This window comes from Streptomyces sp. (assembly GCF_035563135.1).
Lineage (GTDB): Bacteria > Actinomycetota > Actinomycetes > Streptomycetales > Streptomycetaceae > Streptomyces.
Genome location: NZ_DATMVN010000211.1, coordinates 1 through 22,765, shown reverse-complemented (window position 1 = coordinate 22,765; position 22,765 = coordinate 1). Strand labels below are relative to the sequence as shown.

The 22,765-nt window shown below is 70.1% G+C and carries 21 protein-coding genes and 1 riboswitch; of the genes, 11 read left to right on the top strand and 10 right to left on the bottom strand.

Annotation, left to right across the window (positions count from 1 at the left end):
* From VN520_RS09310 to VN520_RS09295, 4 genes are all read left to right on the top strand, one after another.
* A partial coding sequence (locus VN520_RS09310; RefSeq protein WP_325746383.1) for a metal-dependent phosphohydrolase occupies window positions 1–1,225 on the top strand: 1,225 nt, incomplete at its 5' end.
* A 91-nt stretch (window positions 1,226–1,316) separates the two neighbouring features.
* Window positions 1,317–2,309, top strand: coding sequence for a hypothetical protein (locus tag VN520_RS09305; RefSeq protein WP_325746385.1), 993 nt, complete (start codon window positions 1,317–1,319; stop codon window positions 2,307–2,309).
* 81 nt (window positions 2,310–2,390) lie between these two features.
* Window positions 2,391–3,029, top strand: coding sequence for a peptide deformylase (gene def / locus VN520_RS09300; protein ID WP_325746382.1), 639 nt, complete (start codon window positions 2,391–2,393; stop codon window positions 3,027–3,029).
* A gap of 218 nt (window positions 3,030–3,247) precedes the next feature.
* Complete coding sequence (locus tag VN520_RS09295) at window positions 3,248–3,985, top strand: D-Ala-D-Ala carboxypeptidase family metallohydrolase (protein WP_325746381.1); 738 nt, start codon at window positions 3,248–3,250, stop codon at window positions 3,983–3,985.
* A gap of 21 nt (window positions 3,986–4,006) precedes the next feature.
* On the opposite strand, the gene VN520_RS09290 is transcribed toward VN520_RS09295, so the two are convergent.
* Window positions 4,007–4,981: a GlxA family transcriptional regulator gene (locus tag VN520_RS09290; RefSeq protein WP_325746380.1), complete on the bottom strand. Its 975-nt coding sequence runs from the start codon at window positions 4,979–4,981 to the stop codon at window positions 4,007–4,009.
* An 81-nt stretch (window positions 4,982–5,062) separates the two neighbouring features.
* On the opposite strand from VN520_RS09290, the gene VN520_RS09285 reads away from it, so the two are divergent.
* Window positions 5,063–5,278, top strand: a complete 216-nt coding sequence (locus tag VN520_RS09285) for a hypothetical protein (RefSeq protein WP_325746379.1) — start codon at window positions 5,063–5,065, stop codon at window positions 5,276–5,278.
* Window positions 5,279–5,292: 14 nt separating this feature from the next.
* Here VN520_RS09285 and VN520_RS09280 read toward each other — a convergent pair whose 3' ends face one another.
* From VN520_RS09280 to VN520_RS09255, 6 genes are all read right to left on the bottom strand, one after another.
* The gene (locus tag VN520_RS09280) at window positions 5,293–6,309 is read right to left on the bottom strand and encodes a ribonucleotide-diphosphate reductase subunit beta (RefSeq protein WP_325746378.1); all 1,017 of its coding nucleotides are present in this window, start codon (window positions 6,307–6,309) and stop codon (window positions 5,293–5,295) included.
* Entirely contained in the window at window positions 6,309–8,705 is a 2,397-nt protein-coding gene (locus VN520_RS09275; protein WP_325746377.1) for a ribonucleoside-diphosphate reductase subunit alpha, read from the bottom strand. The genes VN520_RS09280 and VN520_RS09275 overlap by 1 nt, the downstream gene beginning before the upstream one ends.
* A 136-nt stretch (window positions 8,706–8,841) precedes the next feature.
* Window positions 8,842–8,966, bottom strand: a riboswitch (cobalamin riboswitch).
* A 52-nt stretch (window positions 8,967–9,018) separates the two neighbouring features.
* Window positions 9,019–9,519, bottom strand: a complete 501-nt coding sequence (locus tag VN520_RS09270) for an N-acetyltransferase (protein WP_325746376.1) — start codon at window positions 9,517–9,519, stop codon at window positions 9,019–9,021.
* Window positions 9,520–9,666: 147 nt separating this feature from the next.
* Entirely contained in the window at window positions 9,667–11,301 is a 1,635-nt protein-coding gene (gene mctP, locus VN520_RS09265) for a monocarboxylate uptake permease MctP (protein ID WP_325746375.1), read from the bottom strand.
* Window positions 11,298–11,510 carry a DUF3311 domain-containing protein gene (locus tag VN520_RS09260; RefSeq protein WP_325746374.1) on the bottom strand — a complete coding sequence of 71 codons (213 nt, stop codon included), beginning with the start codon at window positions 11,508–11,510 and terminating at the stop codon, window positions 11,298–11,300. The genes mctP and VN520_RS09260 overlap by 4 nt, the downstream gene beginning before the upstream one ends.
* A gap of 222 nt (window positions 11,511–11,732) precedes the next feature.
* Window positions 11,733–12,497, bottom strand: a complete 765-nt coding sequence (locus tag VN520_RS09255) for a GntR family transcriptional regulator (protein WP_325746384.1) — start codon at window positions 12,495–12,497, stop codon at window positions 11,733–11,735.
* 287 nt (window positions 12,498–12,784) lie between these two features.
* Here VN520_RS09255 and VN520_RS09250 point away from each other — a divergent pair, with 287 nt between their 5' ends.
* The 4 genes from VN520_RS09250 (at window position 12,785) to VN520_RS09235 (ending at window position 17,634) form a co-directional block, all read left to right on the top strand.
* The gene (locus VN520_RS09250) at window positions 12,785–14,083 is read left to right on the top strand and encodes a sugar ABC transporter substrate-binding protein (protein ID WP_325746373.1); all 1,299 of its coding nucleotides are present in this window, start codon (window positions 12,785–12,787) and stop codon (window positions 14,081–14,083) included.
* Window positions 14,084–14,208: 125 nt separating this feature from the next.
* Window positions 14,209–15,231 carry a sugar ABC transporter permease gene (locus VN520_RS09245; protein ID WP_325746372.1) on the top strand — a complete coding sequence of 341 codons (1,023 nt, stop codon included), beginning with the start codon at window positions 14,209–14,211 and terminating at the stop codon, window positions 15,229–15,231.
* On the top strand, window positions 15,228–16,100 hold the full coding sequence (locus VN520_RS09240; protein ID WP_325746371.1) for a carbohydrate ABC transporter permease: 873 nt from the start codon (window positions 15,228–15,230) through the stop codon (window positions 16,098–16,100). The genes VN520_RS09245 and VN520_RS09240 overlap by 4 nt, the downstream gene beginning before the upstream one ends.
* A 10-nt stretch (window positions 16,101–16,110) precedes the next feature.
* Window positions 16,111–17,634, top strand: coding sequence for a glycoside hydrolase family 3 protein (locus tag VN520_RS09235; RefSeq protein ID WP_325746370.1), 1,524 nt, complete (start codon window positions 16,111–16,113; stop codon window positions 17,632–17,634).
* 70 nt (window positions 17,635–17,704) lie between these two features.
* Here the strand turns inward: VN520_RS09235 and nagB are convergent, their stop codons facing one another.
* Entirely contained in the window at window positions 17,705–18,490 is a 786-nt protein-coding gene (gene nagB / locus VN520_RS09230; protein ID WP_325746369.1) for a glucosamine-6-phosphate deaminase, read from the bottom strand.
* Window positions 18,491–19,015: 525 nt separating this feature from the next.
* On the opposite strand from nagB, the gene VN520_RS09225 reads away from it, so the two are divergent.
* Window positions 19,016–20,482: a PAS domain-containing sensor histidine kinase gene (locus VN520_RS09225; RefSeq protein WP_325746368.1), complete on the top strand. Its 1,467-nt coding sequence runs from the start codon at window positions 19,016–19,018 to the stop codon at window positions 20,480–20,482.
* Between the two features lie 230 nt (window positions 20,483–20,712).
* Here the strand turns inward: VN520_RS09225 and VN520_RS09220 are convergent, their stop codons facing one another.
* Both VN520_RS09220 and VN520_RS09215 read right to left on the bottom strand, forming a co-directional pair.
* The gene (locus tag VN520_RS09220) at window positions 20,713–20,970 is read right to left on the bottom strand and encodes a WhiB family transcriptional regulator (protein ID WP_003953983.1); all 258 of its coding nucleotides are present in this window, start codon (window positions 20,968–20,970) and stop codon (window positions 20,713–20,715) included.
* A 320-nt stretch (window positions 20,971–21,290) separates the two neighbouring features.
* On the bottom strand, window positions 21,291–22,259 hold the full coding sequence (locus tag VN520_RS09215; protein WP_325746367.1) for a diacylglycerol/lipid kinase family protein: 969 nt from the start codon (window positions 22,257–22,259) through the stop codon (window positions 21,291–21,293).
* A gap of 164 nt (window positions 22,260–22,423) precedes the next feature.
* Here VN520_RS09215 and VN520_RS09210 point away from each other — a divergent pair.
* Window positions 22,424–22,765: hypothetical protein (locus tag VN520_RS09210; RefSeq protein ID WP_325746366.1), on the top strand; the 342-nt coding region annotated here is incomplete at its 3' end.

Below are 22,765 nucleotides of genomic sequence, written 5' to 3'. Positions count from 1 at the left end.
GGCCGTCCTCGCGGTCCGTGGCGCCGCACTGGTCCTCGCGGTCGTCGCACTCGGCCACACCCTGTGGAACGGCGTCGTGGAGCCCGGCCACGCCCTCGCCTTCGGAGTGCTGGTCACCGTCGGTGAGCTGGCCCGCTGGGGCGCTCCGCCCGGGGAGCGCGAGCCCGCGCCGCTGGGGGCGGCCGGAGCGCTCGCGTACGCGCTGCTCGGACGCAGCGCCGGGCAGGAGACGGCGCACGGTGTCCTCCAGGTGGTCACCGTCGTCGTGGCGGCGCGGCTGCTGGCCTCCGTGCCCCACATGGCGCGCGGCAGCGGCCCCGGGCCCGGCCAGGCTGCCCGCCGTGTGCTGGTGGTGGCCTTCGCCGCCGTGTGCTTCCAGCCGTTCCACCATTCCGGCCGGTCGGAGCGGTGGTTCGCAGAGGGGCCGTACTTCGCCCTCTTCCTGCTCGTGCTGCTGGTCCTCACCGCCCTCTGCGACGCCGTGCTCGCGGCCCTCACAGCGGGGACGTCCCGTCCGTACGGGCCGCGGCTGCGCGACGAGCTCCGCGCGCTCGGCGGCATCGGCCCGGCGGTCTGCGCGACCGGTGCCGTGATGGCGCTCGGGGTCGCCGCCGCGGGGCTGTGGGCCCTGCCGGTGCTGTGCGTACCGCTGCTGCTGACCCAGGTCTCCTACCGCCGGTACGCCGCCGCCCGCACGACGTACCGGCAGACCATCGCCTCCCTGGCCCGGTCCACGGAGATCGCGGGCCACACCCCGCAGGGGCACGCCCGCAGGGTGGCCGAACTCTCGACGGCCGTCGGGCGGGAGCTGGGGCTCGCCGGCCCCGAACTGACCGTCCTGGAGTACGCGGCGCTGGTGCACGACATCGGCCAGCTCTCGCTCGTCGATCCGGTGGCCGACGGGGCGACCGCCGTCCTCCCGGCCGAGGAGCAGCGACGGATAGCCCTGCTCGGAGGGGCGGTGGTCCGTCGGACCGGTGGGGATCCCGCGGTCGCCGTGGTGGTGGAGCAGCAGGCCGATCCGTACCGGGAACAGCAGACCGCCGCCAGGATCGTCCGTGCGGTCAACGCGTACGAGGACCTGTGCGGGGAAGACGTGAAAGGGCCCCTGGGCGCGCTGGAGCAGCTCAGGCTCGGCACCGGCCGCGACTACCAGCCGCAGGTGGTGGAAGCACTGGCCCGAGTCCTGGCGCGGGGCGGCCCGACCCCTGCGGGGGCCGGGTAACCCATGGGTAATGAGCGAGCGTCCTGCCGGGCATGGTTGGATGCGAAGGAGAGCGGAAAACGTGGGTGTCCAGTCGGGACAGGCGGGAATCGTGAGGATCTTCGGGAAGGTACGGCATCGGCCGTCCGCCTCTTGGCGGCAGGCCACGGACCGCGCGTTCACGCTGATCGGCGACGGCCGGTACGAGGACGCGGGGGCCCTGCTGACGCGCGCGGCGGACCTGGAGCCCTGGCTCTCCGAGTCCTGGTTCAATCTCGCGCTGCTGCACAAGTTCCGGCACGACTGGGAACAGGCGAGGGCCGCAGGCCTGCGCGCCGTGGCCCTGCTCGACCGGGAGTCCGGAGCCCCGGACTGGTGGAACGTCGGGATCGCCGCCACCGCGCTCCAGGACTGGCCACTGGCGCGCCGGGCCTGGCAGGCGTACGGGCTGAAGGTGCCGGGCAGCGGCCAGCACCACGCGGCGGCCAACAGCGAGCCGACGGGCATGGAGCTGGGCAGCGCGGCCGTGCGGCTCTCGCCCGAGGGCGAGGCCGAGGTCGTCTGGGGCCGCAGGCTCGATCCGGCGCGGATGGAAGTGCTGTCGATCCCGCTGCCGTCCTCGGGGCGGCGCTGGGGTGAGGTCGTCCTGCACGACGGGGTGCCGAACGGCGAGCGGGTCACGGCGGCCGGGCCGTCGTACCCGGTCTTCGACGAGATCGAGCTGTGGGCGCCCTCTCCCGTCCCCACCTGGGTGGTCCTCCTGGAGGCCGCCACCGAGGCCGACCGGGACGCGCTGGAACAGCTCGCCTCCGACGCCGGATTCGCCGCGGAGGACTGGTCCTCCTCCGTCCGGCTGCTCTGCCGCGCCTGTTCGGAGAGCCGGATGGACAGCGACGAGGGCGACGGCGAGCACCTGGATCCGCACGACCACAGCGAGCCCGGACACCCCGGGCCCCTGGGCCACCGCACCGCCGGTGACCTGTGGGTCCCTGAGCGTGAGTGCGGCATAGCGGCCCCCGCCGGGCTGGTGCGCGGTCTGCTGGACGGCTGGGTGGCGGACAGTCCGGACAGCCGTGAGTGGCGGGATCTGGAGGAAGTCTGCTGAGCGGTGCCCGTAGGCTGTACGGGCACCGATTGCGGTGCGGGTACTCACGGGTTCAGGTTTGCAGGAAGGCGTACGGCGGACATGTCGCAGCAGGAGACGGACGAGCAGACCGGTGTGGACGACGAGGGATTCCTCGTGGACACCGAGGACTGCGAGGCGCGTGAGGCGGCGCACCGGGAGCGCGGCACCTCCCGCCCGATCACGGTGGTGGGCAACCCGGTCCTGCACAAGGAGTGCAGGGACGTCACGGAGTTCGACGACGAGCTCGCGCAGCTGATCGACGACATGTTCGCCAGTCAGCGGACGGCGGAGGGCGTCGGCCTGGCCGCCAACCAGATCGGTGTGGACCGCAAGGTCTTCGTCTACGACTGCCCGGACGACGACGGGGTGCGGCACGTCGGCGCGATCTGCAACCCGGTGCTGGAGGATCTCGCGCCGGAGCAGCGCAACCTCGACGACTCCAACGAGGGCTGCCTCTCCGTGCCCACGGCGTACGCCTCGCTGCCGCGCCCCGACTACGCGGTCGTGCGCGGCCAGGACGCCCAGGGCAACGCGGTGAAGGTGCGGGGCAGCGGCTACTTCGCGCGCTGCCTCCAGCACGAGACGGACCACCTGTACGGCTACCTCTACATCGACCGCCTCTCCAAGCGGGACCGCAAGGACGCCCTGAAGCAGATGGCGGAGGGCACGCCCCGCTACGAGGTCGTCCCGAACGACTGATCCCGTACGCGCAGGAGGGGCCCCGCCTTTTACCAGCAGAGACCGCGTGCGGGCCCTCCTGTGCGCGGTGCTGCGGGAGTTCCTGCGCACGGTGGTGCGGGAGAGGGCAGGAGTTTCGCCGGCCGGTGTTCCCCGGCGCGTGGTTGACGCGCGTCGACCCGTCCGCCAGGCTCGTCCTCACACCTCACCTCTACGCCTCACCGTGCAGGGAGATCCCCATGCTCAGACGTACCGCACATCTGCTGCTCGGCCTTGTCATGACCATGGCTTTCGCTGTCGGTGGCGCAGTCGTCACCGCCGGCCCCGCGCAGGCCGACGGCTGCTTCACCTGGACGCGCACCCTGGCGCCCGGTGCCACCGGCAACGATGTCACCCAGCTCCAGATCCGGGTGGCCGGCTATCCGGGGTACAACTCCGTACTGGCCGTCGACGGCTCGTACGGCCCGGCCACCACGGCCGCGGTCAAGCGCTTCCAGTCCGCCTACGGCCTCGCCGCCGACGGTGTCGCCGGGCCGGCCACGCAGGCCAAGCTCTACGCGCTCCAGGACGACGACTGCACCCCCGTCAACTTCACCTATTCCGAGCTCAACAACTGCAACAGCACCTGGGCGGGCGGAGCGGTCTCCGCGGGCACCGCCAAGGCCAACGCCCTGAGCAGTATGTGGAAGCTGCAGGCCCTGCGGCACGCGCTGGGTGACCAGTCCCTCCGGGTCACCAGCGGCTTCAGGTCCACCTCCTGCAACTCGGCGGTCGGCGGAGCGGCGAACAGCCGCCATCTCTACGGTGACGCCGTGGACCTGGGCGCCGGACCGCACTCGCTGTGCACCATCGCCAAGCAGGCCCGTAACCACGGCTTCAACGGGATCCTCGGCCCGGGCTACGCCGGCCACAGCGACCACATCCATGTGAACCAGGGGCCGAGCCACTTCTGGTCGGCCTCCGGCTGCGGCATCTGACCCACTCCGGGGGCCGCCCGGTCAGGCCGCCTCGGCCATGTCGGCCGGTCCCCGGAAGGCGCGGCGGTAAGCGTTCGGAGTCGTGCCCAGCGAACGTACGAACTGATGGCGCAGCGCGGCCGCGTTCCCGAAGCCGGCCTGCCCCGCGACCGTGTCCATGGTCGCGTCCGAGGTCTCCAGCAGGTGCTGGGCCAGCAGCACGCGCTGCCGGAGCAGCCAGCGGTACGGGGTGGTGCCGGTCTCCTGCTGGAAGCGCCGGGCGAAGGTCCGGGGCGACATATGGGTCCTCTCCGCCAGCTGTTCGACGGTCATCTCCTGGCCGAGATTGCGCTCCATCCAGGCGAGGGTGTCCCCGACCGTGTCGCACCGGGTGCGGGGCAGCGGACGCTCGATGTACTGCGCCTGGCCGCCGTCCCGGTGCGGGGGGACCACCATGCGGCGGGCGATGGCGTTCGCGACGGCGGGACCGTGCGCCTGACGGACCACGTGCAGAGCGGCGTCGATGCCGGCGGCCGTCCCCGCCGACGTGATGACCGGGCCCTCGTCCACGTACAGCACGTCCGGCTCCACACGGGCCGTCGGGAAGCGGCGCGCCAGTTCGTCGGAGTGGCGCCAGTGGGTGGTGCACCGGCGGCCGTCCAGCAGCCCTGCCGCGCCGAGCACGAAGGCACCGGAGCAGACGCTCAGCACCCGCGCTCCGCGCTCGACCGCCCGGCGCAGGGCGTCCAGGGCCTCCTCCGGGTACGTCCGCTCCACGAAGTGGCTCCCGGCGGGTACCGCGATGAGGTCGGCCTCCTCCAGACGGCCGAGACCGTGGGGAGTGCTGAGGGAGAATCCGGCGTGCGTCCGGACGGTCGTGCCCCCGGCGGACACGACCGCGAAGTCGTGGACGGGCAGCCCCTCGTCGGAGCGGTCGAGGCCGAACACCTCGCACAGGACGCCGAGTTCGAAGGGGTGGACCTCGTCGATCAACAGGGCGGCGACATTCTTCAGCATGGCGTCAGTGTGGCAGTAATTCGATGCTGTGTGACAGTCCTGCCACTGCCGGAATCCGGTCGCGCGGACGACAGTGGAGCCATGAACACATTCATGAGCTACCTGGCCGTAACCGCACTTTTCGCCCTCGTCCTGCTGCCCGTGATCCTGGGGCTCGCGCGGGAGCGCCGGATCGACCGCCAGCTGCGGGAGGCGCGACGGCGGTGGGAGGCGGCGCCCCGGGGCACGACGGGCGCCGCGCAGCCGGCCGTGGCCACGCGGCGCCCGTACCTCAGGACCTGGGCGAACCTCGGCTGACGCGGCGCCGGGGATCAGAAGTCGTCGTCGAAGCCGACGGACCCCTCCACGGCCACCTGGTACGCGGAGGGACGGCGCTCGAAGAAGTTGGTCAGCTCCTGCACCCCCTGGAGCTCCATGAACGAGAACGGGTTCTCGGAACCGTAGAGCGCGGGGAAGCCGAGCCGGGTGAGCCGCTGGTCGGCGACGCACTCCAGGTACTGGCGCATCGACTCGGTGTTCATCCCCGGCAGGCCCTCACCGCACAGGTCGCGGCCGAATTGCAGCTCCGCCTCGACGGCCTCCTTCAGCATGTCGGTGACCTGCTGCCGGAGGGCGTCGTCGAAGAGGTCGGGCTCCTCCTTGCGGACCGTGTCCACGACCTCGAAGGCGAAGTTCATGTGCATCGTCTCGTCACGGAACACCCAGTTGGTCCCCGTGGCCAGACCGTGCAGCAGACCGCGCGAGCGGAACCAGTAGACGTACGCGAAGGCGCCGTAGAAGAACAGGCCCTCGATGCACGCGGCGAAGCAGATCAGGTTGAGCAGGAAGCGCCGGCGGTCGGCCTTCGTCTCCAGCCGCTCGATCTTCTCGACCGAGTCCATCCACCGGAAGCAGAACTGCGCCTTCTCCCGGATCGAGGGGATCTCCTCGACCGCGTCGAACGCCGCCGCGCGGTCGTCCGGGTCGGGCAGGTAGGTGTCCAGCAGCGTCAGGTAGAACTGGACGTGCACGGCCTCCTCGAACAGCTGACGCGACAGGTACAGCCGCGCCTCGGGGGAGTTGATGTGCTTGTAGAGCGTCAGCACCAGGTTGTTGGAGACGATCGAGTCACCCGTCGCGAAGAAGGCGACCAGCCGGCCGATCATGTGCTGTTCACCGGGTGAGAGCTTGGCGAGGTCGGCGACGTCGGAGTGGAGGTCGACCTCCTCCACCGTCCACGTGTTCTTGATCGCGTCCCGGTAGCGTTCGTAGAAGTCCGGGTAGCGCATGGGGCGCAGGGTCAGTTCGAAGCCCGGGTCGAGCAGGTTCTTGTTCCCGGTCGTGGTCATCACTGGCAGGCCTCGCAGGACTCGGGGTTTTCGAGGGAGCAGGCGATCGCGTCCGTGTCGGGGCCGGACGCCTGCTGTACGGGGATCGGGGCGGCCGCGGTGGCGGTCCCGGACGCCGCGCGGGCGATCCGGGTCGCCGGACGCGACCGCAGGTAGTACGTCGTCTTCAGGCCCTGCTTCCAGGCGTACGCGTACATCGAGGAGAGCTTGCCGATCGTCGGCGTCTCCAGGAACAGGTTCAGCGACTGGCTCTGGTCGAGGAACGGCGTACGGGCCGCCGCCATGTCGATCAGGCCGCGCTGCGGGATCTCCCACGCCGTGCGGTACAGCGCCCGTACGTCCTCGGGGATCCAGGCGAAGCCCTGCACGGAGCCGCTCGCCTCGCGCAGCGCCTCGCGGGTCCGCGCGTCCCAGACGCCGAGCTTCTTCAGCTCGTCCACCAGGTAGGCGTTGACCTGGAGGAACTCCCCGCTGAGCGTCTCGCGCTTGAAGAGGTTGGAGACCTGCGGCTCGATGCACTCGTACACCCCGGCGATCGAGGCGATCGTGGCCGTCGGGGCGATGGCGAGCAGCAGGGAGTTGCGCATCCCGCTCCTCGCGACGCGGGCCCGCAGGGCGTCCCAGCGCTCCGGCCAGTTCAGCTCGGTGGCGTAGTGGTCGGGGTGCAGGACGCCCCGGGCGGCGCGGGTTTCGGACCAGGCGGGATGGGGGCCCGACCTCTCGGCGAGGGCGCAGGAGGCCTCGTAGGCGGCGAGCATGATCCGCTCGGAGATCCGGGTGGACAGCGCGCGGGCCTCGGGGGAGTCGAACGGCAGGCGCAGCTGGAAGAAGACGTCCTGCAGGCCCATCACACCCAGGCCCACCGGGCGCCAGCGGGCGTTGGACCGGCCGGCCTGTTCGGTCGGGTAGAAGTTGATGTCGACGACCCGGTCGAGGAAGGTCACCGCTGTGCGCACGGTGGCGTCCAGCCGCTCCCAGTCGATGGTGCCGCCGGCGACGAACGCGCCCAGGTTGACCGACCCGAGGTTGCAGACAGCCGTCTCGCCGTCGTCGGTGACTTCGAGGATCTCCGTGCACAGATTCGAGGAGTGCACGACGCGGCCCGGCTCCGCGGTCTGGTTCGCCGTGCGGTTGGAGGCGTCCTTGAACGTCATCCAGCCCTGCCCGGTCTGCGCGAGCGTCCGCATCATCCGTCCGTACAGCTCACGGGCCGGCAGGGTCCTGCGGGCGAGCCCCTTCGCCTCGGCGGCCCGATAGGCGGCGTCGAACGCGTCACCCCACAGGTCCACCAGTTCGGGGGCGTCGGCCGGGGAGAACAGCGACCACTCGGTGTCCGCGTCGACGCGGCGCATGAACTCGTCCGGGATCCAGTGCGCGAGGTTGAGGTTGTGCGTGCGCCGCTGGTCCTCGCCGGTGTTGTCGCGCAGCTCCAGGAACTCCTCGATGTCCGCGTGCCAGGTCTCCAGGTAGACGGCGGCGGCCCCCTTGCGGCGGCCGCCCTGGTTGACCGCGGCGACCGAGGCGTCGAGCGTCTTCAGGAACGGCACGATGCCGTTGGAGTGCCCGTTGGTGCCGCGGATGAGGGAGCCCCGGGCGCGGACGCGTGAGTACGGGAGCCCGATGCCGCCCGCGTGCTTGGAGAGGCGCGCCACCTGGTGGTAGCGCTCGTAGATCGAGTCCAGCTCGTCCAGCGGTGAGTCCAGCAGATAGCAGGACGACATCTGCGGGTGGCGGGTGCCGGAGTTGAAGAGGGTGGGGGAGGAGGGCAGGTAGTCGAGCCGGCTCATCAGGCCGTACAGCGCGGCCACCTCCTCCAGGGCGCGCTCGGAGGCGTCCTCGGCGAGCCCGGCGGCGACACGCAGCAGGAAGTGCTGCGGTGTCTCGACGGCCTCGCGGGTGAGCGGGTGGCGCAGGAGGTACCGGCTGTGCAGCGTCCGCAGCCCGAAGTAGCCGAAGCGGTCGTCGGCACCACCGGCGAGCGCCTGGTCGACCAGCGCGTCGAGGGCGGCGGCGTGCAGCGTGACGAACTCGGCCGTACGGTCCGCGATCAGACCCTCGCGGTGTCCGACGGCGACCGATGCCGAGAAGGAGACGGCGCCCTGACCGGCGGCCTCGTCCGCGATGGCCCGGGTCAGCAGCCGGGCGGCGAGCCGGGAGTAGGCCGGGTCCTCGGAGATCAGGCCGGCGGCGGCCTCGACGGCCAGCGAACGCAGCTCGGCCTCGTCCGACCGCGCGCTGCGGCCGCGCAGTGCGGCGGCGGCGACCCGTCCGGGGTCGGTGCCGGGCAGATCGGCGGTGAGGGCGGTCAGGGTCCGCAGCAGAGCGGTCCCGGGCGCGTCGGTCGTGCGGCCTTCGGATTCCGCGGCTGAAACCGGGTCGACTGGCGCGATGGTCACTGGGCTATCCCTCGCTCGGCTCAGGGCCTGCGGGAGCGGGGCAGCCGGACACGGCGGCGCCCGGGGACGGGCAGCACGGCGCACGGCGTCCACCGGCCCTCCGCGGGGCCCGGACGTCTCGGCGTCCGGTTCGGTCGAGCCGGACGCACTGTCGACAGGTCTTCGGACTTGGAGGGCGCGCGGAAGCACACCGGTCACACCGTTGCGGGACAGTTCCGGATTCACACCGGATTCCCCTGCGGCGACAGCGAGGTCGAGCATACATGTGGGGGCTGCCGATTGAAGAAGCCCCCACATGTTGTGTCGCGGCGGGTCAGAGCTCCAGACGGAAGGTCAGGAGCGGAAGGTCCGGGAGAGGGCACCAGTCCCGCTCCGGGGTCCGTACGAAGCCGAGGCGCCGGTACACCCGGTGGGCACCCCGCATGGACGGCTGCGTCGACAGGACGATCCCCGAGAGACCGCCGGCGGCTCGCGCCCGGTCGACGCAGGCCCGTACGAGCGCCTCGCCCGCGCCCCGCCCACGGGCCTCCGGTGAGACGGCCAGCATCCGGAATTCGGCCTCGTCGTCCCCGGCGACGTCCGCCCACGGGCTGCCGGGTGCGACATAGGTGACGCCACCCAGCAGCCGGCCCTCACCGTCGAGTGCGACCAGCACCTCGGCCTCGGCCGCCCGCCGCTCCACGGCGCGCAGTTGTTCCAGATAGGGGTCCTCGGCGCCGAAGTCGAGGAGCCCGTCGCCGAGATACGCCTGCGCGGTGATCTCGCCCAGGTCCTCGAACTCAGCCGGCCGGGCCGGCCTGATCGATACGTCCATGGGCGGCAGTGTGCCGCAGGGGACGGGTGCGGCGCGCCCCCGTTCCGCACGGCGACGCCTCCGGGGACGGCCGGCCCCGATACGGCACCGTCCCGGCAGGGAGCACCCTGCCGGGACGGACTTCATGCACGAGGACTGCGGTGGAGGTCAGTGGCCGCCGGGGGCTCCCGCCGTGGCCGGCGGGAGCTCGGCCTTGACCCCGGGGTCGCCGATGTCCGCCGTGTAGTCGGACGGAGAGGTCTCGTCCACACCGGCCGGCGCCTTCAGCGCGTTGAGGACGAAGGTCAGTACGACCACGACGAGGACGTTCAGCACGAACGCGGTGAGGCCGATGTAGCCGATCTCGCCGATGCCCGGGATCTCCTTCGAGGACCCGCCGAAGTGCTTCTGGGTCGGGCTGGCGACGCCGTAGGCGGCCGCCGTGCCGTAGATCATGCCGACCGCCCAGCCGGCGATCAGGGCCCAGCGGTGGAACCAGCGGGTGAACAGGCCGCCCACCAGGGCCGGCATCGTCTGGAGGATCCAGATGCCGCCCAGCAGCTGGAAGTTGATCGCGACGGTCTTGTCCATGGTGAGGACGAAGGCGAGCGCGCCGACCTTGACCAGCAGGGAGACCAGCTTGGAGACCTTGGTCTCCTGGGCCGGGGTCGCGTCGGGCTTGATGAAGTCCTTGTAGATGTTGCGGGTGAAGAGGTTCGCCGCGGCGATCGACATGATCGCGGCCGGCACCAGCGCGCCGATGCCGATCGCGGCGAAGGCCACGCCCGCGAACCAGTCGGGGAACATGTTTTCGAACAGCTGGGGGATCGCGAGCTGCCCGTTCTGCACCTTGATCCCGGCGGCGATCGCCATGAATCCGAGCAGGGCCAGCAGACCCAGCATCAGCGAGTACAGCGGCAGGATCGTCGTGTTGCGCCGGATCACCTCACGGCTGCGGCTGGAGAGCGTCGCGGTGATCGAGTGCGGGTACATGAAGAGGGCCAGTGCCGAGCCGAGAGCCAGGGTGGCGTACACCCACTGGCCGGAGGCACCGGGTGCGAGCCCGGCCACCGGTTTGCCGGCCGCCTCGTTCGCGGCGGAGAACTTCTCGCCGGCCGCGGCGAAGATGGTGTCGAACCCGCCGAGCTTGATCGGGATGTAGATGATCGCCACCGCGATGACGAGGTAGATCAGCCCGTCCTTGACGAACGCGATCAGCGCGGGCGCGCGCAGCCCCGAGGAGTAGGTGTACGCGGCGAGGACGGCGAACGCGATCAGCAGCGGCAGGTCCTTGATGAACCAGTGCGTGGTCTCGCCGCCGCCGACGCCCATGACGTCCAGCACCGCCTGGATGCCGACCAGCTGGAGCGCGATGTACGGCATCGTGGCGAGGATGCCGGTGAGGGCGACCGCCAGCGAGAGCCCCTTCGAGCCGAAGCGGCCGCGGACGAAGTCCGAGGTGGTGACGTAGCCGTGCTTGTGCGAGACGGACCACAGACGCGGCAGGAAGGTGAAGATCAGCGGGTAGACGAGGATCGTGTACGGGACGGCGAAGAAGCCCGCCGCGCCCGCCGCGTAGACCGCCGCGGGCACCGCGACGAAGGTGTACGCCGTGTAGAGGTCACCACCGAGCAGGAACCAGGTGACCCAGGTGCCGAAGGACCTTCCGCCCAGGCCCCATTCGTCGAGACTGGCCTCGTTCTCGGCCTTGCGCCAGCGCGCGGCCATGAAGCCGATGACCGTGACGGCGAGGAAGAAGAAGATGAACACGGCGAGCGCGACGCCGTTCACGCCGTCCTTCATGCGGACGCACCCCCCTTGCGGGCACGCTGGTCACGCTGCCACAGCTTGTACGCGATCATGGTGAGAGCGGTCGAGACGAGCACCCAGAGCATCTGGTACCAGTAGAAGAACGGGATGCCGATGAAGGCCGGCTCGATCTTCGCGTACGAGCTGACCCAGAGCATCGCCACGAACGGGGCGATCAGGCACAGTGCGATCACCACCCTCATGGGTGTCACGGTCGGTGGTTTCGCACCGGATTCTTCTGGCATGTGGCGGCTCCGTCCCCTCACTGATCACCTGGTGCAATGCGCAGGAAATCTAAGCGAGAGTTCCGGCCACCGTCACCCCCCGTCCGCATTGCGGTCCTGCAACGGTCCGGTGTTGCCCCGAAATGACTGATCCCCCCGCGCGCGCAGGGGGACCAGGGGTGCGGGAGGCGCGCAACCGTCTCAGTCGGTGGGACGCTTCAGGCGTGCCAGGAACTTGTACCGGTCACCCCGGTACACCGAGCGCACCCACTCCACCGGTTCGCCGTCCCCGTCGATCGAGTGGCGCGACAGCATGAGCATCGGAAGGCCGACGTCCGTGCCGAGCAGCCCCGCTTCGCGCGGGGTGGCGAGCGAGGTCTCGATGGTCTCCTCGGCCTCGGCGAGCCGGACGTCGTACACCTCGGCCAGAGCGGTGTAGAGCGAGGTGTACTTCACCAGTGAACGGCGCAGTGCGGGAAAGCGCTTGGCCGAGAGGTGGGTGGTCTCGATGGCCATGGGCTCCCCGCTGGCGAGCCGGAGCCGCTCGATCCGCAGCACCCGCCCGCCGGCCGAGATGTCCAGCAGCCCGGCGAGCGTGCTGTCCGCCGTGACGTAGCCGATGTCCAGCAGCTGGGAGGCGGGTTCCAGGCCCTGGGCGCGCATGTCCTCGGTGTACGAGGTGAGTTGCAGGGCCTGGGAGACCTTCGGCTTGGCGACGAAGGTCCCCTTGCCCTGGATGCGCTCCAGCCGGCCCTCGACCACCAGCTCCTGGAGGGCCTGGCGCACCGTGGTGCGCGAGGTGTCGAACTCGGCCGCCAGGGTCCGCTCGGGCGGCACCGGGGTGCCGGGCGGCATGGTGTCCGTCATTTCGAGGAGGTGGCGCTTGAGCCGGTAGTACTTCGGGACGCGCGCGGTACGCACACCCGTACCGGTATCGGTCGTACTGCTGCCCCCGTCGGCACCCATGGCCCGCCTTCCCGACTGCTGCGTTGCTGCCGTCACCGGCTCCTCCGTCTGTCGCGGCTCACATGGTGGCACGGTCCGGTCACGGGTCGTCGCCCTCCCTCAGGTGTCGGTCCGGTAACGGACGCGAGTGCACTTCTTATACACCCTTGACACCCCTAAAGGTCTAGGCCAAGCTCCCGGTACTGGTCTAAACCATTAAAGACCAAGGTCCCAGCCCCACAGGTAGCGCCAGGAGTACGTCCTCGCGGTGGGCGGGGGGTCGCTGGTATCTCCGAGGAGGGTGTGGCATGAGGCGCAAGCTCATTGCGGCAGTAGGCGTCGCAGCGATGATGGCCGGAGTCGCGGCGTGTGGCGGGGGCAGTGATGACAACGCCTCGAAGGACCCGAAGGACCGCACCGAGAACCTGACGGTCTGGCTCATGGTCGACGCGCAGAGCACCTGGCCGGAGCTGGTCAAGGACGTCAACGCGCAGTTCAACAAGAAATACCCGAAGGTCAAGGTCGACGTCCAGTACCAGCAGTGGGCGGACAAGGCCAAGAAGCTCGACACGGCCCTCGGCGGCGACAAGTTCCCCGATGTGGTCGAGCTCGGCAACACCGAGACGATGCAGTACATCCTCAACGGCGCCCTGGCCGAGATCGATCCGAAGAAGTACGACAATTCGGACACCTGGATCAAGGGGCTGAAGGACACCTGCACCTTCGAGGGCAAGCAGTTCTGCGTGCCCTACTACGCGGGCGCCCGTGTCGCGGTCTACAACAAGGACATGCTCAAGAAGGGCACCGGCAGCGACGCCCTCCCGCAGACCGAGGACGAGATGCTCGCCGCACTCGACAAGGTCTCGGCCGAGTACACCAAGAAGGACAAGCGCTTCTCGTCCCTCTACCTGCCGGGCCGTTACTGGTACGCGGCCATGTCCTACGTCGCGGCCTACGGCGGCTCCATCGCCGAGTACGACGAGGGCGCGAAGGAGTGGAAGGGCAACCTCTCCTCCCCCGAGTCCCAGAAGGGCATCGAGCACTTCGTCAACCTGGTCAAGAAGTACAACAAGGCCGACCAGACGAAGGACGAGCAGGACCACGCCAACGTCATGGCCAACGAGAAGGCGGCCCTGATCTACGGCAACGGCTGGGAGGCCGGTTCCGTCGTCGACGGTGCCAACAACGGCAACCCGAAGCTGGAGGGCAAGATCGGCACGGCCGGTATGCCCGGGCCGAACGGCAAGGCCCTCCCGTCCTTCATCGGTGGTTCGGACCTCGCGGTGACCGCCAAGTCCAAGGTCGCCGACCTGGGCGAGGAGTGGGTCTCCCTCTTCACCAGTGAGAAGTCGCAGGAGGTGCTCACCTCCAAGAACATCCTCCCGAACAACGAGAAGCAGCTCGAGCCGCTGAAGGCCAAGCCGGAGACGGCCGCCGTCGCCAACGCCGTGCCGGACGCCTGGTTCACGCCGATCGCGCCGGGCTGGACCTCCATCGAGAAGGAGGAGGTCCTGGAGAACATGCTCCTGGAGATCCTCAAGGGCGGTTCGGTGGCCGACGCCGCCAAGAAGGCCGACGGCAAGGTCGACGAGCTCATCAACAAGTAACCCCGGGCCTTCGGCTCTCCAGGCGGGGGTCCGGCGAACACCGGGCCCCCGCCTCCCTTTTCTCAGGTAGAACGCCGTGATTCCCGGGTACAGACCCCCCGGAATCCCGATGGAAGGTCAGTCACGTGACTGCTGCCGACACCAAGGCCGCCGGTCCACCGGTCCCCGTACCGCGTGCCCCGGAGAAGACCGGGACCTCGCCCTCCGGGCCCGAGCAGGAAGCCGCCGGGCCGCGCCCGAAGAAGCGGCGGAAGAAGGGGGAACTCCTCCCCTATCTCCTGATCCTGCCGGCGATCCTGGCGATCGCCGCCGTCTATGTCTACCCGCTGGTCAAGACCGTGATCATGTCCTTCCAGGACCTGGGGCGGGCGGCCCTGTGGGGCAACGGCGAGACCCCGTGGGTCGGCTTCGAGCAGTTCACCAACATCCTCGGTGACTCCGAATTCTGGTCCGTCGTCGGCCGGACCGTCGTCTTCATGACCCTGTGCGTCGTGCTGACCATGGGCATCGGCCTGCTGATCGCCCTGATGATGCTGAGGGTGTCCACCTGGGTGAGGCTCGTCCTCACGGTGGCGCTGATCGCCGCCTGGTCCATGCCGCTCATGGTCGCCGCGTCGGTCTTCCGCTGGCTGTCCGACTCCGACTACGGCCTGATCAACACCCTGCTCGCCGACCTCACGGGCGACGAGGACAAGTGGCTCGGCCACAACTGGTTCCTCGACCCCTGGCAGGGCTTCGGCATCATCACGCTCCTGGTCGTCTGGGGCGCCATTCCGTTCGTCGTGATCACGATGTACGCGGCCCTCACCCAGGTCCCGAAGGAACTGGAAGAGGCGGCATCCCTCGACGGAGCCACCGCGTTCGGTGTCTACCGCTACGTGACCTGGCCCGTCATCAAGCCGGTCTTCACGATGGTCGCCACGCTCTCGGTCATCTGGGACTTCAACGTGTTCGGCCAGATCTGGCTGCTGCGCGGCAACAAGCCCGAACCCGAGTACGAGACCCTCGGCCTCTACTCCTTCTCCAAGGCGTTCGAGTCCACCTCGTTCAGCCAGGGCAGCGCGATCGCACTGATCACCGTCCTGATGCTCTCCGGCGTCGCCGTGTACTACCTGCGCCAGCTGATCAAGACGGGAGAGGTCGAATGAGCACCTCCGCACCCACGAACGCACCCGCCCAGGTCCTGCGGCCCGACCGCCGGAGGAACCGCCTCGGCTACAACATCCTGGCGCTGGTCACGGCCGCGCTCATGGCCTTCCCCGTCTACTGGCTGCTCGTCAGTTCGCTGCGCCCCAACCACGAGATCCGGTCCTACGACCAGACCCTGTGGCCCTCCTCCCTCACCTTCGACAACTTCGCGCGCGCCGTGAAGCAGGACAACTTCGCCACGGCGATCCAGTCGAGCCTCATCGTCTCGGTCACGGCCGTCGTCGGCGGAATGATCATCGCGACCTTCGCGGCGCTCGCCATCGGGCGCTTCCGCTTCTTCGGACGGAAGGCGCTGATGATGGTCATGATCCTGGTCCAGATGCTGCCGCCGACAGCGATGCTGATCCCGATCTACCTCCAGCTCAACGCGATGGGAGGCATCGACGAGTACTGGGGCCTCATCGTCGTCTACCTGGTGTCCACCCTGCCCTTCGCGACCATCATGATCCGCGGATTCGTGATCAACATCCCGGTGGAGCTGGAGGAGTCCGCGATGGTGGACGGCTGCACCCGGATGGGGGCCTTCCGCCGGGTCATCTTCCCGCTGCTGGCACCGGGACTCGCGGCCGCCTCCATCTTCGCCCTGGTCAACGCGTGGAACGAGTACCTCTTCGCGTACATCCTGATCAACGACAACTCCAAGTACACGCTGAACGTGTGGCTGATGACCTTCACCACGGAACGCGGTACGGACTACGGCGCGCTGATGGCGGCCTCCACGCTCATCTCCATCCCCGTCGTCATCTTCTTCATGATCATCCAGGGGAAGATGGCCACCGGGCTCACCTCCGGCGCCGTGAAGGGATAGTGCGGCTTCCATGACCACTCTCGTATCCACCACGGACACCCTCACCCGTGACGCGCTCGCCGTCCTCCAGCCGGGTTTCACGGGCACGAGCGCCCCCGAGTGGCTCCTTCGCCGGATGGGCGAAGGCCTCTCCTCCGTCGGGCTGTTCGGCCGGAACATCCACTCGCCCGAGCAGCTCGCCGCGCTCACCGCCCGCCTGCGGGCCGAGCGGGACGACGTACTCGTCGCGATCGACGAGGAGGGCGGCGACGTCACCCGGCTGGAGGTCCGCAACGGTTCCTCCTTCCCCGGCAACCTCGCCCTCGGCTCCGTCGACGACGTGGACCTGACCAGGGCGGTGGCCCATGAGCTCGGACGCCGGCTGGCCGAGTGCGGGGTCAACCTCAACTGGGCGCCCTCCGCGGACGTCAACGCCGATCCGGGCAACCCGGTCATCGGCGTACGCTCCTTCGGGGCCGACCCCGGGCTCGTCGCCCGCCACACCGCCGCGTACGTCGAGGGCCTCCAGGCCGCGGGTGTCGCCGCGTGCACCAAGCACTTCCCGGGCCACGGCGACACGGCGGTCGACTCGCACCACTCGCTGCCCCGCATCGATGTGGACCTGGACACCCTGCACGCCCGTGAGCTGGTGCCTTTCCGGGCCGCCGTCGCAGCGGGTTCCCGATGCGTGATGAGTGCCCATATCCTGCTCCCCGCACTCGACCCGACCCGGCCCGCGACCCTGAGCCCGCAGATCCTCACCGGCCTGCTGCGCCAGGAACTGGGTTACGACGGGCTGATCGTCACCGACGGCATGGAGATGAACGCCATCGCCGGCACCTACGGCATCGAGCGTGGATCCGTCCTCGCCATCGCCGCGGGGGCCGACGCCATCTGCGTCGGCGGCGGGCTGTCCGACGAGGACACCGTGCTGCGGCTCCGTGACGCGCTGGTGACGGCGGTGCGGACCGGTGAACTGCCCGAGGAGCGGCTGGCCGACGCGGCCGCACGGGTACGGGCCCTCGCGTCCTGGACGCAGAAGGCCAGGGGGGCTGCCTCGGAGCCGGGCGCGGACACGCAGGAGGGGACCGCGCCCGGCGCCGGAGCCGGCATCGGACTGGCCGCGGCCCGCCGGGCCGTGACGGTGACGGGCAGCGCCGAACCGCTCCGCGAGCCGGCGTACGTCGCGGCGTTCACCCCGGTCGCCAACATCGCGGTCGGTGCGGAGACCCCGTGGGGCGTCGCGGCCGAGCTGGCCCGCGTCCTGCCCGGCACGGAGACGGACACCTACAGCAGCGGGAGCGCGTCGGCGGCCGCCGGGGTGCTGAGGGCGGCGGGGGAGCGGCGCATCGTCGCCGTCGTCCGTGACGCCCACCGGCACGCGTGGATGAGCCAGGCACTGGACGCCGTGCTGACGGCACGTCCCGACACGATCGTGGTCGAGATGGGCCTTCCCGAGGCGCCGCCCCGGGGCGCGCCGCACATCGCCACGCACGGCGCGGCCCGGGTGTGCGGGGTCGCGGCCGCGGAGGTGATCACGGGCACGGGTCCCTGAGCCCCGGAGGAACGACGTGCGAGGGCCGGGCCGCCGTCACGGGCGGCCCGGCCCTCGCACGTACGGAGCCCTACAGGCCCTGCCACCGCGGCTTCGCCGCATAGGTGGCCCGGAAGTAGTCCGCCAGCTTCAGCTTCGACGCCGCCGCCTCGTCGACCACCACGGTGGCGTGCCGGTGCAGCTGCAGCGCGGAGGCCGGCACGATCGAGGCGACCGGGCCCTCGACCGTCCGGGCCACCGCGTCGGCCTTGCCCTCGCCGGTGGCGAGCAGGACCGGGTGGCGGGACTCCAGGATCGTGCCGATGCCCTGGGTGATGACGTGGCGGGGCACCTGCTCGATGTCGTCGTCGAAGAAGCGCGCGTTGTCGATGCGCGTCTGCTCGGTCAGCGTCTTGATGCGGGTGCGGGAGGCGAGCGAGGAGCACGGCTCGTTGAAGCCGATGTGCCCGTCGGTCCCGATGCCGAGCAGCTGGAGATCCACGCCGCCCGCCTCGGCGAGCGCCCTGTCGTACGCCTCGCAGGCCGCCTGCACGTCCTCGGCGGCGCCGTCCGGGCCCATGAAGGACTTCTCGGACAGGCCGAGCGGCTCGATGACCTCGCGCAGCACGACCGAGCGGTAGGACTCGGGGTGGCCGGGAGGCAGCCCGACGTACTCGTCGAGCTGACAGATGCGGGCGCGCGAGGCGTCCACGGCGCCGGAGCGGACCTTCGCCGCCAGGGCCTGGTAGACGGGCAGCGGGGTCGAGCCGGTGGCAACACCGAGCAGGGCGTCGGGCTTGCGGCTCAGCAGGGCGGCGATGGCCTCCGCGATGAGTTCGCCGCCTGCCGTGGCGTCCGGGACGATGACAACTTCCACGCTGTGCCTGCCGATCTGGAGAGTGACGTCCGTGTGGTATAGACCAATCTGAGACCTCAATCTAGCAGAACGACGCGGCCCGGAGGTGAACCGGTCGCGTGTGCGTCACTGGTTGTCGCCCTGTCGGCGGAGGGCCCGGGCGGCGAGGGGGGAGGCCCCCGGAACACCCGCGGGCCGCGGCGCCGGGACGGGACCCTCAGCCCGTCCGGCACCGCAGCCCGGAGCTGCCTGGCCGGCGGTGTGCGGTGCCTCCGGCCACTGGAGGTGCCGGCGCAGTCAGGGCAGAGAGCGCCGGGTACCTCGGTCCGCTCTCCTGTGCGGGGAGAGCGGAGGTCTGTCGCGCAGGGGCACGGTCTTCGTCGTGTCCCTACGTGGTGCATTGTGGACTAGACCAATAGTCCGTGTCCATCGGGGGGCGCGGACGTTCCGCGGTGCTGGTCCGCCCCCTCACAGTGTCACGCATCCGCGGTCCGATCGGTTCGGAACCTCTTCCTCCCCGCGGGTACGCTCGCACATGTGCCCTCCATGAACGATCTCGTCCGCCAGCACACAGCCCTGAGTGACACCGACCTCGAGTGGCTCCATCTGCTGGTCTCGGAGTGGCAGCTGCTCTCCGACCTGTCCTTCGCCGACCTCGTCCTGTGGGTGCCCACCCGCGACGGGACCCGCTATGTGTCCGTCGCGCAGATGCGGCCCAACACCGGCCCCACCTCCTATCAGGACGACATGGTCGGCCACCTCGTGCCGCGCGGCCGCCGGCCGCTGCTGGACGCCGCCCTGGACGAGGGGCGCATCGTGCGCGAGGGGGACCCGGAGTGGCGGGAGGAGGTGCCCGTCCGGGTCGAGTCGATCCCCGTACGGAGGGAGGGCCGGGTCCTCGGAGTCATCGCCCGCAACACCAACCTCCTCACCGTGCGCACGCCGTCCAGGCTGGAGCTCACCTACCTCCAGTCCGCCTCCGACCTGGCGCAGATGATCGCCGCCGGGTCCTTCCCCTTCCCCGGCCAGCAGGTCGACATGGACGCGTCGCCACGTGTCGGCGACGGGCTGATCAGGCTCGACGCCGACGGCGTCGTGCAGTACGCCAGCCCCAACGGCCTCTCCGCCTATCACCGCCTGGGCCTGGCCTCGGACCTCGTCGGCCACAACCTCGGCGCGACGACCGCGGAACTCGCGCCGTCACGGGGCCCGGTGGACGAGGCGCTGGTCAAGGTGGCGAGCGGGTACGCGCCCCGGGAGTTCGAGGTCGAGGGCGCGGGCGGGGTCATCCAGCTGCGCGCGATCCCGCTCAAGCCCAAGGGGGTGCGCATCGGTTCGCTGGTGCTGCTCCGCGACGTCACGGAACTGCGGCGCCGCGAGCGGGAATTGATCACCAAGGACGCCACCATCCGGGAGATCCACCACCGGGTGAAGAACAACCTCCAGACGGTGGCCGCCCTGTTGCGGCTCCAGGCGCGCCGGATGGAATCGGAGCGGGGCCGTGAGGCGCTCAACGAGGCGGTACGGCGCGTCGGTTCGATCGCCATCGTCCATGAGACGCTGTCCCAGAATCTGGATGAGCGGGTCGAGTTCGACGAGATCGCCGACCGGGTGATCGCGATGGTCGCCGAGATCTCGCCGGGCAAGGTCACCTGCCGCCGGACGGGGCGCTTCGGGATCCTCGACGCGGAGGTGGCCACTCCGCTCTCGATGGTGCTCACCGAGGTGCTGCAGAACGCGCTGGAACACGCGTTCACCGTGGCCGAGCACGGCACGGTGGAGGTGTCCGCGGTGCGCGGCGGCTCCCCGGCCGAGGGCCGGCTGCTGATCACCGTGACGGACGACGGCCGTGGACTGCCCGAGGGGTTCGATCCCCAGCGGGCCGGAAATCTGGGACTGCAGATCGTGCGGACCCTGGTGGAGGGCGAGCTGGGCGGCACGTTCGGCATGGTCCCGGCCCCGGTGCGCGGTACACAGGTGGTGCTCGACATCCCCGTACGGAGCGACAAGTAGCGGGGCCGCGCCTTTCGTCGCTCCCGCCGCCCTTCGCCGCTCCTCTTCGCTCTTCTTCGCTCTTCTTTCGCCGCACAGCAGTGGGCCCGGACCGTGGTGACGGTCCGGGCCCACTGCGTGGTGCTCACGGTGCGATGCGCTTCGGGGGTACTGCGCGCTGCGACTCGAAGGCGGGGCTGTGCGTACGCTCTGTACGCGCCGCCGGGCTGAGGCTATGTGGGGGGCGTCGGTCAGGCGCTGGCGTTACGCGCCCGGTTGCGAGCGGCGCGGCGCTTCATTGCGCGGCGCTCGTCCTCGCTGAGGCCACCCCAGACGCCGGAGTCCTGGCCGGACTCGAGCGCCCACTGCAGGCACTGCTCCATGACGGGGCAGCGACGGCAGACGGCCTTGGCTTCCTCGATCTGCAGCAGCGCAGGACCGGTGTTGCCGATGGGGAAGAACAGCTCGGGGTCTTCCTCACGACAAACGGCGTTGTGACGCCAGTCCATGGCTGCTACCTCTCCTTGGTATTACATGCTGGTGCTTGTGAATGTGAACGCTTTCACGAATCCCCCCGCAGACGAAGGTCCGACGCCCAGATGAGCTGGATGTGGTCCTGTTGTGGTGAGGAGGGGTTCTGGCTCTCAGTGGAGGCCGATGTTGCGGGCCGTCCCGATCGCCATGTAGAGATTCGCAAACCTCGGCGGCGGATACAACCCCTTCTGGAAAGTTTTTTTTGATTCCTCGGTGTCGACTAGGTCACAGCCGTACTTCTTAGGGGTGGGGGCCAGCCCAAACGTTCGAGTTAAAGGACTTTCGCCCCTTCCACTCACACAATCACACGCAGTGCACGGCGTACGCCTGTGAACGTCACGCTCGTACGCAGTCCCAGGTGGTCGCCGTCCATCTGGAAGGGCAGTGGCGCCTTTGAATGCAAGGTGAAGTCCGTGAGGTCGTGCAGGGCCACGGCGTGCTTGCCGTGCGGGCCCTTCTCCGGACTCGAAGTGAGCAGCTGGGTGGCGTACCGGGTCACGGCGGCGGTGGTGAGGCGCTTCAGTCCGAGGATGTCCAGGCCGGTGTCGAAGGACGCCTTGGGGGCGGCGTACATCGGGCGATTCCCCAGGTAGGTCCAGGGGGCGGTGTTGCAGATGATGGACAGGGCGAGGTCCGTGACCGGGTCCTGGCCGGGCACGTCCAGGGTGATCAGGCCGTTGCGCCGGTGCGGTTCCTCCATGAACTGCCGGAGGACCTGGCGTACGTAGAGCGGGTGGGTCGACCGCTTGCCGCGTTCGCGCTTCTGTTCGACCCTGCCGAGGACGCCGGCGTCGAATCCGAGCCCGGCGCAGAAGGTGAACCAGCGACCCGGAACGGCTTCGTCGGCGGTGCCCGGGGTGCCGGCCGCGAGGCCGAGTCCCACCGTGCGCTCGCTGCGGGTGGCGAGGGCGTCCAGAATGGCGCCCGTCGCCTCCACGGCGTCGTTGGGGATGCCCAGGGCCCGGGCGAAGACATTGGTGGAACCACCGGGGACCACGGCGAGGCTCGGCAGCCCTTCGGGGTCCGGGCCGTTGTGGAGCAGCCCGTTGGCCACCTCGTTGACCGTGCCGTCGCCCCCGAGGGCGACCACCAGGTCGATGTCGTCGGAGTCGGCGGCCCGGCGCCCCAGGTCCCGGGCGTGCCCGCGGTACTCCGTGGTCACGGCGTCGAGCTTCATCTCGCTCGCGAGGGCGTGGATCAGCACGTCACGGGTCCGCGCACTGGTGGTGGTGGCAGCTGGGTTGACCACGAGAAGTGCGCGCATGCCCGCCAGGGTACCTACCGCGCGGTACCGCCCCGCATTCCCGTTCCCCCGGGTTCGCGTGTGATCACACGGTGTGACCGGTCTTCCCCGGCGGGGCCGCCGATGGCACGTTCGCCGTGCACCCGGCTTCGCGTCCGGCGGGCGGGGATGCGAATCTGAAAGACGTGAGCACTCAGCAGAACACGCCCTCCCCGTCGCCCTCGGCCGGCTCGCGGAAGCCGGGCCGGATCGCCGCCCTGGCCGCGCTCAACGCGCTCGAAGGCGCGGCGCTCGCCATCGGCGGGATCTACATGCTGGCCGTCGGGCTGTTCGGCCGGCCGGACAGCCTCCAGCAGGCCGAGATGGGCGGGCTCACGCTGGTGGCGCTCGGCCTGATCCCCCTGTTCGCCGCCCGCGGCCTGCTGCGGCGACGGAGCTGGAGCCGTGGCCCCGCGCTCATCACCCAGCTCATGGCCCTGCCGGTGGCCTGGACGCTGCTGCGCGCCCAGGGCGCCCTGATCCCCGCG